The organism is Aeromonas ichthyocola (assembly GCF_046087985.1).
In the GTDB taxonomy this organism is placed as follows: Bacteria; Pseudomonadota; Gammaproteobacteria; order Enterobacterales; family Aeromonadaceae; genus Aeromonas; species Aeromonas rivipollensis.
Window position 1 is genome coordinate 15,071 of record NZ_JBJSWH010000001.1, and the last position, 12,893, is coordinate 27,963.

The 12,893-nt window shown below is 63.6% G+C and carries 12 protein-coding genes and 4 pseudogenes; 4 read left to right on the forward strand and 12 right to left on the reverse strand.

The window, feature by feature from the left end:
• Nucleotides 1-21: 21 nt before the first annotated feature.
• From ACF2JD_RS00075 to pspA, 12 genes and pseudogenes are all read right to left on the reverse strand, one after another.
• Nucleotides 22-255: a diguanylate cyclase domain-containing protein gene (locus ACF2JD_RS00075; RefSeq protein ID WP_440986496.1), complete on the reverse strand. Its 234-nt coding sequence runs from the start codon at nt 253-255 to the stop codon at nt 22-24.
• Nucleotides 239-894, reverse strand: a pseudogene (locus ACF2JD_RS00080) (diguanylate cyclase domain-containing protein). The gene ACF2JD_RS00075 and the pseudogene ACF2JD_RS00080 overlap by 17 nt, the downstream one beginning before the upstream one ends.
• A 262-nt stretch (nt 895-1,156) precedes the next feature.
• Nucleotides 1,157-1,285, reverse strand: coding sequence for a hypothetical protein (locus ACF2JD_RS00085; protein ID WP_440986497.1), 129 nt, complete (start codon nt 1,283-1,285; stop codon nt 1,157-1,159).
• Nucleotides 1,263-1,822, reverse strand: a pseudogene (locus tag ACF2JD_RS00090) (YfiR family protein). Before ACF2JD_RS00090 ends, ACF2JD_RS00085 begins: the two are co-directional and overlap by 23 nt.
• Nucleotides 1,823-2,014: 192 nt before the next feature.
• Nucleotides 2,015-3,562: a transcriptional regulator TyrR gene (tyrR, locus tag ACF2JD_RS00095; RefSeq protein WP_440986498.1), complete on the reverse strand. Its 1,548-nt coding sequence runs from the start codon at nt 3,560-3,562 to the stop codon at nt 2,015-2,017.
• Nucleotides 3,563-3,702: 140 nt separating this feature from the next.
• Entirely contained in the window at nt 3,703-4,041 is a 339-nt protein-coding gene (locus ACF2JD_RS00100) for a 4a-hydroxytetrahydrobiopterin dehydratase (RefSeq protein WP_106886956.1), read from the reverse strand.
• 40 nt (nt 4,042-4,081) lie between these two features.
• Nucleotides 4,082-4,876, reverse strand: a complete 795-nt coding sequence (phhA, locus tag ACF2JD_RS00105; RefSeq protein WP_440986861.1) for a phenylalanine 4-monooxygenase — start codon at nt 4,874-4,876, stop codon at nt 4,082-4,084.
• A 222-nt stretch (nt 4,877-5,098) separates the two neighbouring features.
• On the reverse strand, nt 5,099-6,130 hold the full coding sequence (locus ACF2JD_RS00110) for a YcjF family protein (protein WP_290028402.1): 1,032 nt from the start codon (nt 6,128-6,130) through the stop codon (nt 5,099-5,101).
• A gap of 30 nt (nt 6,131-6,160) precedes the next feature.
• Nucleotides 6,161-7,567, reverse strand: coding sequence for a YcjX family protein (locus ACF2JD_RS00115; protein ID WP_440986499.1), 1,407 nt, complete (start codon nt 7,565-7,567; stop codon nt 6,161-6,163).
• Nucleotides 7,568-7,643: 76 nt separating this feature from the next.
• Entirely contained in the window at nt 7,644-8,045 is a 402-nt protein-coding gene (gene pspC / locus ACF2JD_RS00120; RefSeq protein WP_106886959.1) for an envelope stress response membrane protein PspC, read from the reverse strand.
• Nucleotides 8,042-8,278 carry an envelope stress response membrane protein PspB gene (pspB, locus tag ACF2JD_RS00125; protein WP_106886960.1) on the reverse strand — a complete coding sequence of 79 codons (237 nt, stop codon included), beginning with the start codon at nt 8,276-8,278 and terminating at the stop codon, nt 8,042-8,044. The genes pspC and pspB overlap by 4 nt, the downstream gene beginning before the upstream one ends.
• A gap of 3 nt (nt 8,279-8,281) precedes the next feature.
• Complete coding sequence (gene pspA, locus ACF2JD_RS00130; RefSeq protein ID WP_106886961.1) at nt 8,282-8,959, reverse strand: phage shock protein PspA; 678 nt, start codon at nt 8,957-8,959, stop codon at nt 8,282-8,284.
• A gap of 195 nt (nt 8,960-9,154) precedes the next feature.
• On the opposite strand from pspA, the pseudogene pspF reads away from it, so the two are divergent.
• The 4 genes and pseudogenes from pspF (at nt 9,155) to ACF2JD_RS00150 (ending at nt 12,887) form a co-directional block, all read left to right on the forward strand.
• A pseudogene (gene pspF / locus ACF2JD_RS00135) lies at nt 9,155-10,191 on the forward strand (phage shock protein operon transcriptional activator).
• A gap of 275 nt (nt 10,192-10,466) precedes the next feature.
• Entirely contained in the window at nt 10,467-10,931 is a 465-nt protein-coding gene (locus ACF2JD_RS00140; RefSeq protein WP_440986500.1) for an ABC transporter substrate-binding protein, read from the forward strand.
• Between the two features lie 56 nt (nt 10,932-10,987).
• Nucleotides 10,988-11,925 (forward strand): annotated as a pseudogene (locus tag ACF2JD_RS00145) (ABC transporter substrate-binding protein).
• Between the two features lie 2 nt (nt 11,926-11,927).
• Nucleotides 11,928-12,887, forward strand: a complete 960-nt coding sequence (locus tag ACF2JD_RS00150; protein ID WP_440986501.1) for an ABC transporter permease subunit — start codon at nt 11,928-11,930, stop codon at nt 12,885-12,887.
• Nucleotides 12,888-12,893: the final 6 nt, after the last annotated feature.

Here is a 12,893-nt window from a genome sequence, read left to right on the forward strand (position 1 = left end):
TCATTATTTTCCATATCAATTTCACGTGGTTGTCTGGTTGTCTCTGTGTCCCTCCCTGCGTTGTCGTTTGGATTCATACATGGCGCCGTCGGCAGCCTGCAACAAGGTATCCGCCGTCTCCCCCTGCTCGGGGTAGAGGGCGGAGCCGACGCTGATGCCGACCCCCAGCTGACGACCATCACGCAGCGCCACGGGGTCTGCCATCGCCTGCTGGATGCGGCCAATCACATCTTCCACCTCATGCCCGCTGGACAAGGGGGCCAACCAGCACCGCAAACTCGTCACCACCGAGGCGAAACACCAGATCATCCGGACGCAGCTGATGCTGCACCCGTCTTGAGAGCGCGATCAGCACCTCGTCACCGGCGTTATGCCCCAGGTGTCATTAATTTGCTTGAAGCGATCACAATCGAGGTAGAGCAAGGCGAATCCCTCCCCTGCTCGCCGAGGCATGATCGCCTGACCGAGCCGCGCTTCAAACAGGGCGCGATTGGGCAGTCCGGTCAGGGCATCGTGAGTCGCCTGATGGAGCAGGCTGGCATTTTCGCGGGCCTGCTGGGCCTGCCAGGCTTGCAGCTCGTCGAGCAGGGAGTTGAAGTCATCCCCCAGCTCGTTGATCTCGACGATATCGGCCGGTCGGGCACCCGCATCCCCAGGGTGCGCTGACGGCGCACCGAGTGGGCCACCTTGCCAGTTTGCGCAGCGGTGCGGTGATGGAGAACTGCATCCGGTCGGCCACATAGAGTGCCCCATGGCGCTCAGCACCAGGCAGACCACCATCGCCAGCACCACCGAGAGCAGGAACAGCAACAGGTATTCGCCATGGCCGCGCAGCTCGATGGTGGCGATCTGCTCACCCCCTCGCAACATGGGGAGTTTGACCGGCCCCGGCATCAGCAGTTGGGCCAGATAGTCCTCAAGAGCGTCACCAGCGGGTTGCTTCTGGGGCGCACCCAGCTGGCAAGCAGCTGGCCATTGTTCAGAAAGATGGTGGCCTCGGCCACCTCTTCATGGGCAACGATGCCGCTAGCAGCGCCTCGCTCGCCGCCTCCTCATCGTGGAACACCACCGCCGCTCGGCGCTGTAGCTGATGGCGCGAGCCACCAGTTCCAGGTTGTGGTCGGCGTACAACCGCACCACCAGCAGGGCCACCAGGTCAAAAGAGTCCCGCCACGCTGACGGCGGTGATGGCCGCCACCAGATGGGTTCGCCCCAGGCTCTGACGCAGGGTCAGACGGCGGGAGCCACGCTGGCGTGTCGTCTCATGGGCCCTCCTTGTCGGCATGGGCCAGCTTGAGCACGGCCGGGTGCACCTTCACACCGCTTAGGGCCAGGGCATCCAGATTAACTTTAAAACGTATCCGCTCTTGTCCTGAGCGGTCTGCAGGCAGAACACCGAACTGCTGGTGCAGTCGTGGTTGTATTCGCTGATGCTGAGCACTGGGTGTCCCTGCAGGCGGGCAAACAGCGCAATCCGGGTCGGCTCGTCGAGCACCCCCAGATAGAGCACATCGCAGTTACTGCTGATAGCCGGATCGTTCGCCTCGTAGCGATGGACCTGTACCGGGCGGCCATTGGCTTGACGGTTGATGGTAAAAAGCGCGCCGGCATATTCGGTCGGCGCCGCCACGCACATGCGCAGCACCGCAGGCTCGGTGGGCCAGCGGGTGTAGCTCATGATATCGAGCACGGCTCCCTGACCGCCGTCGCCGCGGCTCTCACGCCGGCCGTTTCCGCCAACCCGCACGGGGCAGCAGCAGCCCGAGTGCAACCAGCACGGGCACCAGACACGCCAGGATACGGGGGAAAGCGTAACAAGCATGATCAGAAACTGACCGCCTTGACAACACCGCTGCTATGGCACTGCGGTTCGGATATATAGACGCTGATAGTAAGTTGGCTGAGTGATGGCCTGACAAGGCTCACCCCGCCATCATTGCTCAGAGCCGTATAAAGAAAACCAAAGAGCCCGTCTGGCGACGGGCTCTTTGGTGGTGAGGCATCAAGGCGCGGATTACTTCTTGCTGATACCGTATTCTCGCAGCTTGTTGGCGATGGCGGTGTGCGACACGCCGAGCCGCTTGGCCAGTTGCCGGGTAGAGGGGAAGGCCGGGTAGAGCCGCTCCAGCAGCCGGCTCTCGAAGCGCTTCACCGCCTCGTCGAGCCCCCCCTCGAACCACTCGTCGATAAGGGGCATGGCGTCGGCCGCCACCGGCAGGTCCACGTGCTCGGGGCCTATTTCGTCCCCTTCCAGCAACGTCATGGCCCGGTAGAGGCAGTTGCGCAGCTGGCGCACGTTGCCGGGCCAGCGGTAGGCGGTCAGGTACTCGGCCATGTTGCGGGTAAAGCGCGGGCGTGGGCGCTGCAACTCGCTCGCGAAGCGGGAGACGAACTGCTGTGCCAGGGCCATGATGTCCGCCTTGCGCTCGCGCAGGGGGGGCAGCGCCAGACTCAGCACGTTGAGGCGGTAGTAGAGATCTTCGCGGAACTTGCCTTCGTGCACCAGATCCAGCAACTGCTTCTGGGTGGTACAGATAAAGCGCACGTTGACCCTCACCTCCTGCTCGTCCCCGACCCGGCGGAAGACGCCGTCTTGCAGCACCCGCAGGAACTTGGTCTGCAGATGGGGAGACATGTCGCCTATCTCGTCCAGCATCAGGGTGCCGCCGCTCGCCAGCTCCAGCACGCCGCGCTTGCCTTCGGTGTTGTTGCCAAAGGCGCCGGGGGCGTAGCCAAACAGCTCGCTCTCGGCCACGTTGTCCGGCATGGCGGCGCAGTTGAGCGCCATGAAGGGATGGCTGGATCTCAGGCTGGCGCCGTGGCAGGCGCGGGCCAGCAACTCCTTGCCGGTGCCGGTCTCCCCCACGATGAGCAAGGGGGCATCCTGCATCGCGAGCTTGGCGGCCTGAGCCAGCACCTCCTTCATCTTCTGGCTCTCGGCCTGCAGGTGCTCGAAGCCCCCGACTTCCACCGCGTGCAGCGCGCTGAAGTGCATGCCGACCCGGCGGGCGGATTTGAGCACCACCACGGCGCCGGCCAGGGCCTGTTTGCCCTTCTCCTCGGCCACGAACAGCGGCATCAGATCGCCGAGGTACTCCTCGCCGCCGAGGCTGAGTTTGCAGGTCTGGGGCTTGATCTCGCTCGCCTCCAGCCAGCGGGCGAAGGAGAAGCCCTTGACCAGGGATGCGAGCGCCACCCCGCGCACCTCTTCCGGTGGCAGCGCCAGCGTGGTGAGGGCGGCCTGGTTGGCCTGGGTCACCCGCCCCTTGCTGTCGAGGGAGAAGACCAGATCCGGCAGCGCCTTGAGCAGGGCCTCTATCTCGTGATGCTCCCGCTCGGAGGGCATATAGGGGATGGTCTTGACGTCATAGACGCCGGGAATGCGGCGAATTTCCGGCATCAGATGCTGGAAATCGCGAAATTCCAGCTCGGGGAAATTGAGATAGATGATGCCTGAGGTATCGATTTCGATGCCGCGCAGATCGATGTTGTGCTCCACCAGTCGGTCGAGCAGTTCCCGGGTCAGGCCCAGACGGTCTTCACAGCTGACTTCAAGACGCATTCGGCACACACTTCCTAGCTAACATTCTGAATAGCCGGATGATACAGACTCGATCCCGCCAGTGCGAGCGCTCCCCCATAAAAATGCGGGCCTGCCCCGTTTTCACCGGGCAGGCCCTGTTTCTCCGCGTCAAGCCGCGGTTACTTCATCAACTCGTCGGTGCGTGCCGCCATGATGAAGTCGTTGCGATGCAATCCACCTATCTTGTGGGTCCACCAGCTCACTGTCACCTTGCCCCACTCGAGCAAGATCGCCGGGTGATGGAACTCGGCCTCCGCCAGCTCGCCCAACCGGTTGGTGAAGGCCAGCGCCTCCTTGAAGTTGCGAAAGGCAAATTCTCGCCTCAGTTGCAGCTCGCCGTTCACCACCAGGGGCTGCCAGTCGGGGATGGCGTGCATCAGCTCGCTCAGCTCCTGCTCGCTCACCCTGGGGGCATCGGCGCGGCACGCTTCGCACCGCTGGTTTGCCAGTTCAGACATTCGGGACTCCTTTCATCAATGGAATGGGTTGGAAACGGGGTTAGCTCGCCTGCCGGCCAGAGGCCGGGGCAAAGCGGGGCGGACGCAGGCCGAGGCGACGGGCCTCGGCCACCGCCGCCATGATCTGCTGCGGCCCCAGGCGGTAGAGGCAATCCAGGCTCGGCAGCACGAAATAGACGGGCTGCATGATGTCGATGCGATAAGGGGTGCGCAGCACCTCCAGCAGATCGAAGGGTTGCAGCACCGGCTTGCCGGAAAGGGCATAGGCGGTCTCGCCGATGGAGGAGAGGATGCCGCCCCCGTAGATGCGCAGCCCCTCCCCCTCCTGCAGGAGACCAAACTCCACGGTGAACCAGTAGAGCCGCGCCAGATAGACCCGCTCCTCCTTGCTGGCGTTCAGCCCGAGCTGGCCATAGAGGTGGGTGAAGTGGGCGAAGGCGGGATTGGTCAGCATGGCGCAGTGGCCGAAGATCTCGTGGAAGATGTCGGGCTCTTGCAGATAGTCGAGCTCGTCCCGGCGGCGGATGAAGGTAGCCACCGGAAACTGGCGATCCGCCAGCAGGGCAAAGAAACGATCGAAGGAGATGAGCGCGGGCACGGCGGCCACCGACCAGCCGGTGGTGGGGGTCAGGGCGGCGTTGATCTCCCCCAGTTGCGGGATACGATCCCGGGGCAGTGCCAGCCTATCCAGCCCCGCCAGGTATGCGTCGCAGGCCTTGCCCTCGAGCGCCGCGAGCTGGCGCGCGATCAGGATCTGCCAGGTCCCCTGCTCTTCCTCCGAGTAGTGGATGCAACCCTGATCGTCCGGTTGGTGTGCTGTGTAGCGGCTTGCCATGATCCCTGCCATCTTCGGCCCCTAAAGGCCCCTTGTCGTTGCTCTTCAGGATCACTGTAACGGCTTGCCCATCAAAAAAGCAGCCGACCCCGAGGTCGGCTGACTGCCACATATGTAAATAATTTGTGACATCTCGATATGCTTTCCCGGGGCGCTGCCGTGGTTGAGGCAAGCCGCCCGGGGGATGGCTCAGGCAGGGAGATCACCGCCCTTGAATGGCCCCTATGACTTGCGAAGATAGCCCGCCAGCTGGCCGACAAGCCGTTTGCGCAGCTCACCTAGCCTGGGTTTCTCGTCCGCACACCAGGGCAGCGGGCGGCACGCCTCTATGGTGCGCAGCCCCAGGCGGGCGGTGAGCAGGCCGGCCCCCACCCCTTGCGCGGCGCGGGCGGAGAGCTTGGCGGTGAGCTCGGCCCCCAGCAGATCCATGCCCACCTCTGTCACCAGCTCGGTGGCACCGGCATAGAGCATGTTGCGAAACACCTGGCGGATGAGGCGAATGCGGCTCCAGTAGCCAAGCTCGATGGCGTAGACATCGGCGATATCCTCTATCATCCGCAGGTTGCGCCACAACATCAGCATCATGTCGACGGTGGCGAGCGGGCTCAGGGCCACCAGCACGGCGGCCTCCCCCGACCATTTGGCGACCCGGGCCTGGGCTAGCTTGTCCCGCTCGCCAAGCACCAGCTGGCTGTAGAGGGTCAGCACCTCCCGATCGCTGTGGCTCTCGTCGAGCTGGCCGAGCCAGGTCTGATACCCCTCCCGCCCCTTGTCGCCACTCTTTTCGGCCAGGGCCTCGCAAAATGCCTGCCCCTGCCCCACCCCCTGATGGGCGAGCAGATCTTCGGCCCGGGAGCGCACATCCTGGCGCCGCTTGAGGGTGCGCAGCCGCAGCCACTCACGCCCGACCACGCCAGCCGTGCCCACCGCCACCAGGCCAGAAGCCAGCAGCCAGGCACCGCCCCAGAGCGGGGTGGTGAGAAACTGGTCGTAGAGGAAGGCGCCAAACTGGCCCAGGGAGAGCAGGCCGACCGCCCCCAGCCCCCAACCCAGCAGGCGATGGCGGCGACGGGGCCGCACCGTCAGGGCCGGGGCCACCTCGGTGAACTCATCGAGCTCCTCGAGTCGCTCGAAGCTCTCTTCTTCCAGCCGCTGGGCCGGGGCCGGGGGCGGCGCCTCGCTCGCCACCGACAGGGTCGGCTCCAGGATCACCTTGCCTTGCAGCGGCATCGTCTGTGTTGTCTGATCGTTCATCTTGTTCTCTGCTCCTTGGTGCGGCGCCGGTTATTCGAGGTGATCCCCGAGCAAGAACTCCAGTGCCGCGTCCAGCCGGATATGGGGCAGCGCCTGATGGGCGCTCATGGGCATGGGGCGAAATGCCTGAAAATCAAAACCTTGGCTTTGCCACCATTGGGCAGGCGGTATCTGGGGTGGCACCTCCCCGGGAAACAGCAAGAGCGGCTCCCCTGCCAGGCTGGTGCCACGGATGGCCGGGAACTCGCGGCCATTGGCCTGCCCCTTGCCCACCTCGGTGGCCTTGATGGCGGCCAGCGCCAGGCATTCGGTCTCTATCCCCTCGAAGCGGGCCTGGCCCCGGCCGCTGCTCACCAGATGCTGGAGCAGGGAGACCAGGGGCCCATGCTGCTCCGGGGTGACGTGATCGGCCTTGCTCGCCACGAACAACAGCTTGTCGATGCGTGGGGAGAACAGGCGGCGCCACCAGTTGCTCTTGCCATAGGCGAAGCTCTCCATGATGCGGGCGATGGCCTGCTGCATGTCGCCAAAGCTGGCGGCCCCGGCGTTGAGGGGCGCCAAGCAGTCCACCAGCACTATCTGGCGATCGAAGCCGGCGAAGTGCTGCTCGTAGAAGCCCTGCACCAGGTGCTGCTTGTACTGCTCGAAGCGCTGCTTGAAGGTGGCGTAGAGGCTGCCATCGGCGGGCTCCTGGGCGGGTTTGTCCCAGACCCAGGGCACGAATTGCAGCAGCGGCGCCCCGGCATACTCCCCCGGCAGTACGAAACGGCCCGGCTGGATAAGGTGCAGCCCCAGCTCGCGCTTGCAGGCGTGCAGATAATCGGTGTAACGCGCCGCCAGCTGGCTCGCCGGCCGCTCCTCGAAGGCTTGCTCGGCCTGCCAGCCGGGGGTCAGCCAGTCGGCGGCCAGGGCCTGCAGCTCGGGGCGACGCAACTGGCTTGCCACCTGCTCGCTCCACTGCTCGTAGCTCAGATCCAGCAGCGGCAAGTCCAGCAACCACTCGCCGGGGTAGTCCACCAGATCCACATAGAGGGTGGAGATCTCCCCCAGGTGCCGACGCAAGGGGTGGCGGGTGCGGTAGCGAATTTCCAGGCGCACCTCAGCCACCCCACGTGTCGGCTCGGGCCAGGCAGGGGGATCGCCAAACAGGGCATCGAGGCCGCGCTCGTAGGGGAAGGTGGGAATGTGGGCATTTTGCTGGGGAACCCGGCGGGCGCCGAGGATCCGCCCCTGGCGCTGGGCATCCCACAGGGGCAGGCGACCGTCGATGGCGGCGTGCTCCAGCTGATTGACCAACGCCGTGATGAAGGCGGTCTTGCCGCTGCGGGACAGGCCGGTGACCGCCAGCCGGATGTGGCGATCCCGAGCCCTGTTCACCACCTCAAAGGCCTTGTGCTGCAGCACAGACCATGACTGTTCGAGTTTGTTGCGTATCAAGGCGGGTCTTTTTCTCCTGTCACAGCCGAACCATGGGGATAAGGGCCGGGGCCAGGGCCCCGCGCCCTTGCGGTACTCAGAGCTTGCTGAACTCGCGCTGCAGGGTGAACTCCTTGGAGGTCACCAGCTTCTCGATGCGTTGCAGTCTGGGCTCGAGCGTGTCGAGCTCCTGGGCGATGCGGCCGAGCGCCTGATGGGGGGTGACCCCCGCCTGCCAGCTGCGCGCCTTCATGCGCACCTCGGCAAAATCCGCCTCCTGCTCCCCGTAGAGGGTGACCGGCTTCTTGTCGAGCAGGAACCAGGCGGCTATGTAGGCGGTGAAGGTGATGAAACCGGCGAAGATGAGGCCTGTGATGGCCAGCAGCCGCACTATCCAGGTCTCCACCCCGAAGTAGTCGGCAAGACCGGCGCAGACGCCGGCTATCTTGCCCTTCTGGGGATCCCGGTAGAGATTGCGAGAGTTATTCGAGGCGCTCATACCTTGTTCCTCCAACCGGGGACCTCGGCATCCAGAATGGATTCCAGTGCCCCTACTCTCTCCTGCATCTTCTCGGCTCGGACCAGCAGGCCCTGCAACTGCTCCCGCTCATTGTCGGCGAGACCCGCACCGATCCGGCCCTTGGCGCGATAGTGCAGCACCAGCCAGATGGGGGCCACTATGACCATGAAGACGATGAGTGGCGTCGCCAATATCCCAAGAATGTCTTCCATTCATCACTCTCCTTTCGAGGCGGTGTCGCTCTGGCCGAGCTTCTGGCGCATGGCCTCGAGCTCGCGGCTGATCTGATCGTCCGCTTCCAGCTCGGCAAACTGCTGGGCGAGCGCCTTGTCGGACTGGCCGAGATCGGCGCGGGCCTCCATCTCGTCGATGCGGCGCTCCATGCGCTCGAACTTGCTGACCACGGCCTGGCTGTCGCCACGGGCCACCTGGCTCTGCACGTTCAAACGGCTGCTGGCGGCCTCGCTGCGAATGGCCATCGCCTTCTGGCGGGCACGGGCGTCTTCGAGCTTGGCTTCCAGCTGGCGGATCTCGTCACCCAGCTTGTCGATGCCGCTGTCCACCGCCTGCTGCTCGCGATAGAGCGCCTCGGCAAGCTCGCTCTGCTTGTTCTTCTCGATGAGGGCGGCACGGGCCAGATCCTCGCGCCCCTTGGTCAGGGCCAGTTCGGCCTTGGCCTGCCATTCGTTCACCCGCTCCTGATGGCGGCTGACCTGACGGCCAATCTCTTTCTGGTTGGCGAGGAAGCGGGCCAGGTTGGAGCGCTCCTTCACCAGTTCATCTTCCATCTCCTGGATGATCAGGCGCACCATCTTCTGGGGATCCTCGGCCTTGTCGAGCAGGGACGTCAGATTGGAATTGATGATGTCGGCCAGGCGGGAAAAAATACTCATGGTTGTACTCCTGTGATGGGCATTGGGTTGTTTCTCCATTGACAATGGCAACTTGTGTGCCAATCTGGAACAATAATTAACTTGTTGATTTATATGGGCACTCTCCATGAGTTTCAAGATGCCCGGAACAAGAGATGATTAAAATAACCAACTTTTGGTAAGATTAACCAGATTTTTCAACGAACAGGGATCAGGATGACCACGGCCACGGAAAGTCTGTTGGGTGAGTCCAACGCGTTTCTAGAGATCATCGAGCAGGCCTCGCGACTCGCCCCCCTGCGCAAACCCGTGCTGATCATCGGCGAGCGGGGGACCGGCAAGGAGCTCATTGCCCACCGCCTACATTATCTCTCGGATCGCTGGGATCAAAGCTTTGTCACCATCAACTGCGCCACCTTGAGCGAGAGCCTGCTGGAAACCGAGCTGTTCGGCCACGAGGCGGGATCCTTCACCGGCGCCGCCAAGCGTCATCAGGGTCGCTTCGAGCGGGCCGATGGCGGCACCCTGTTCCTCGACGAGCTGGCCACCACCAGCGCCCGGGTGCAGGAGAAGCTGCTGCGGGTTATAGAGTACGGTGAATTCGAGCGGGTGGGCGGCGCCAAGGCACTCAAGGTGGATGTGCGCCTGGTGTGCGCCACCAACGAGGATCTGCCGCAGTTGGCGGCCCGGGGACAGTTTCGTCACGATCTGCTGGACCGGCTGGCCTTCGATGTCATCACCCTGCCCCCGCTGCGGGAGCGGCGAGAAGACATATTGATGCTGGCGGAGCACTTCGCCCACGGCATGACCCGGGAGCTGGGGTATCCGCTGTTTGCCGGCTTCTCCCGCAAGGCGACCCAGTTGCTGCAAGATTACCCCTGGCCCGGCAACGTGCGGGAGCTCAAGAACGTGGTGGAGCGCAGCCTCTACCGTCAGGGCAATCCGCAGTTACCGCTCTCGGAGCTGGTGATCAACCCCTTCGACTCCCCCTGGCGCCCCCGTGCCAGGCAACCTGCGCAAGAGTTGCCCGAGCGAGGTACAATCTGCATCCCCCCATGAGCCTGCCACTGGATCTCAAAGGGGCGGTCGCGGAATACGAGATTAATTTACTCAAGCAAGCGATGCAGCAATCCCAGTATAATCAGCGCAAAGCCGCCCAATTGCTGACCCTGAGCTACCACCAGTTCAGGGGCATGCTGCGCAAATACCAGCTGCTCGAGGGTGATGATAACGATGCAACAGGACAAGACTGACCCTCTGAAGGAGCGCGGCAAATTAGATGCTCGAGGGGGATGACAACAATGGCAACACGCCAGCCTTCGCGCTGGCACCCATTTGTATCAAAACGTGCTGTACAAAACCCCCTATAAGAACATGGTTCAACAATGAGAATGCTCACACCCTTGCTGCTGGGTCTGCTGGTGCTGGTCACCGGCTGCCAGAAGCAACCCGAGGCCTCCAAAACCGGACTCATCTATTGTGCTGAGGGATCCCCCTCTCCTTCAATCCCCATGTTTCCAACTCCGGGGTGACACTGGATGCCAGTGCCCGTCCGCTCTACGACCGCCTGCTGGAGGTGAACCCCAACACCCTGGCGCTGGAGCCGGCGCTCGCCACCAACTGGCATGTCAGCGAGGATGGCCTCACCTATACCCTGACCCTGCGCAAGGGGGTGACGTTTCACCATACCCCCTGGTTCAAGCCCACCCGCACTTTCAATGCCGATGATGTGGTCTTCACCTATGCCCGCCAGCTTGACGAGCAGCACCCCTATCACAATGTCTCGGGCGGCGATTACCCCTACTTCTACAGCCTGGGGCAAGATCTGCTGATCAAGCGGGTCTACAAGAAGGGGCCGCAGACGGTGGTGTTCGAGCTGAACCAGCCGAATGCCTCCTTCCTCGCCACCCTGGCCAGCGACTATGCGGTGATCCTCTCCGCCGAATACGCCGAGCAGATGTTGCAAGGCGGGCACGCCGGCCCTGCTGGATAGCCGCCCCATCGGCACCGGGCCCGTTCAGCTTCAAGGAGTATCGCCACAACGAGTTCGTGCGCTACCTGCGCCACCCCGGCTACTGGGGCGGCGAAGCGAAGATTGAGCAGCTCATCTACGACATTACCCCCAAGTCGTCCAAGCGGCTCGCCAAGCTGCTGACCGGCGAGTGCGACGTGATGAGCACCCCCTCCGCCAGCCAGCTGTCGGTGATAGACAAGGACTCCCGCCTCAGCCTCTCGGTCCAGTCGGGGATGAACGTGGCCTTCCTGGCCCTCAATACCCGCAAGGCCCCGTTCAACAAGGTCAAGGTGCGTCAGGCCATTGCCAGCGCCATCAATATCGACAACCTGTTGCAGGCGGTCTATTTCGATACCGGCCTGCCCGCCAACAGCCTGCTGCCGCCCTCTCATGGGGCTACAACCCCAGCCTGCCCGAGCGCAAGCCCGACCTGAAACGGGCCCGTCAGCTGCTCAAGGAGGCGGGGCTGGAGAAAGGGTTCGAGATGCAGGTGCTGGTGCAGCCGGGCGCCCGCCCCTACAACCCGGACGGTCTCAAGACGGCCCAGCTGATGCGCAGCGATCTCGCCAAGATAGGGGTGAAGCTCAAGATAGTGCAGCAGGCCTGGCCGGTCATCGAGACCCGGCTCGCCCACGGGCAATATGACAGCCTGCTCTCCGGCTGGATCGCCGATAACGCGGATCCGGACAACTTCTTCCGCCAGCTGCTGAGCTGCGCCGCCGTCGAGCGGGGCAACAACTACAGCCGCTGGTGCAGCCCCGCCTTCGATCAGCTGCTGGACGACGCTGTGACCACACCGCAACTCGCCTTCCGCCTGCGCAACTATTACTATGCCCAGTCGCTGCTCAACGAACAGCTGCCGCTCATCCCGCTGGCCCATGCCCTGCGCACCCAGGTGAGCCGCAGTGACATTCAGGGACTGACCCTCATGCCCTTTGGCGGCACCACCTTCAACCAGGCCTATCGGGAGTAAGCATGCTTTTATACACCTTGCGCCGCATCAACCTGCTGCTCATCACCCTGCTGGCGCTGACCTTTGTCGCCTATCTGCTGGACTATCGGCTCATCGGCCATCAGCTGGACTTCTGGCACGGCTACCCGGACTTCCTGCAGCGCATCGCCGCCGGGGATTTCGGCCTATCCAGCGTCTCCGGCCTGCCGGTGCTTGACGAGATCCGTCACTACTTCCCGGCGACCCTGACCCTCTGTCTCGCGGCCTTTGCCATCTCGCTGCTGGTGGGGATCCCGCTCGGGACCCTGGCGGCCCTCTATCAGGGGCGTGGCCTGGATCTCTCCATCATGGCCGCCGGCCTCATCGGCTACGCCGTGCCCGTCTTCTGGCTGGCGCTGCTGATGGTGATGTTCTTCTCCCTGGATCTCGGCTGGCTGCCCTCTTCGGGCCAGATCAGCCTGCTCTACGACGTTCCCTCCATCACGGGGATCGCCATCGTCGACGTGCTGATGAGCCAGGAGCCCTGGCGCGAGGCGGCACTCCATGACGCCCTGCGCCACCTGGTGCTGCCATCCCTGGTGCTGGCCGTGGTGCCCACCACAGAGGTGATCCGCCACGTGCGCAGCTCCCTCATCGATGTGATGAAGCAGAACTACATCAAGGCCGCCGCCAGCCGTGGTCTCTCCCGCCGCCAGATCGTCTGGCGCCACGGCCTCAAGAATGCCCTGCCCCCCGTGCTGCCCCTGCTCGGCCTGCAACTCGGCAGCGTGCTCACCTCCGCCATGATCACCGAGGTGGTATTCGACTGGCCCGGGATCGGCCGCTGGCTGGTGAGCAGCATAGCGCTGCAGGACTATGCCGCCATCCGCGGCGCCTTCCTGGTGGTGGCCAGCTTCGTCATCTTCATCAGCGTCAGCACCGAGTTGCTGACCACCATAATGTATCCGGCACGGCGCAAAGAACTCTATGCAAAACAAGACTGAGTACGC

What these genes read in the sequence shown, in the direction of transcription:
- ACF2JD_RS00150 (WP_440986501.1), top strand. Translation starts at nt 11,928, where the DNA reads ATGCTTTTATACACCTTGCGCCGCATCAACCTGCTGCTCATCACCCTG.
- pspC (WP_106886959.1), bottom strand. Translation starts at nt 8,045, where the DNA reads ATGAGCGCCTCGAATAACTCTCGCAATCTCTACCGGGATCCCCAGAAG.
- phhA (WP_440986861.1), bottom strand. Translation starts at nt 4,876, where the DNA reads ATGGCAAGCCGCTACACAGCACACCAACCGGACGATCAGGGTTGCATC.
- ACF2JD_RS00085 (WP_440986497.1), bottom strand. Translation starts at nt 1,285, where the DNA reads ATGCCGACAAGGAGGGCCCATGAGACGACACGCCAGCGTGGCTCCCGC.
- ACF2JD_RS00100 (WP_106886956.1), bottom strand. Translation starts at nt 4,041, where the DNA reads ATGTCTGAACTGGCAAACCAGCGGTGCGAAGCGTGCCGCGCCGATGCC.
- pspB (WP_106886960.1), bottom strand. Translation starts at nt 8,278, where the DNA reads ATGGAAGACATTCTTGGGATATTGGCGACGCCACTCATCGTCTTCATG.
- ACF2JD_RS00110 (WP_290028402.1), bottom strand. Translation starts at nt 6,130, where the DNA reads ATGAACGATCAGACAACACAGACGATGCCGCTGCAAGGCAAGGTGATC.
- pspA (WP_106886961.1), bottom strand. Translation starts at nt 8,959, where the DNA reads ATGAGTATTTTTTCCCGCCTGGCCGACATCATCAATTCCAATCTGACG.
- tyrR (WP_440986498.1), bottom strand. Translation starts at nt 3,562, where the DNA reads ATGCGTCTTGAAGTCAGCTGTGAAGACCGTCTGGGCCTGACCCGGGAA.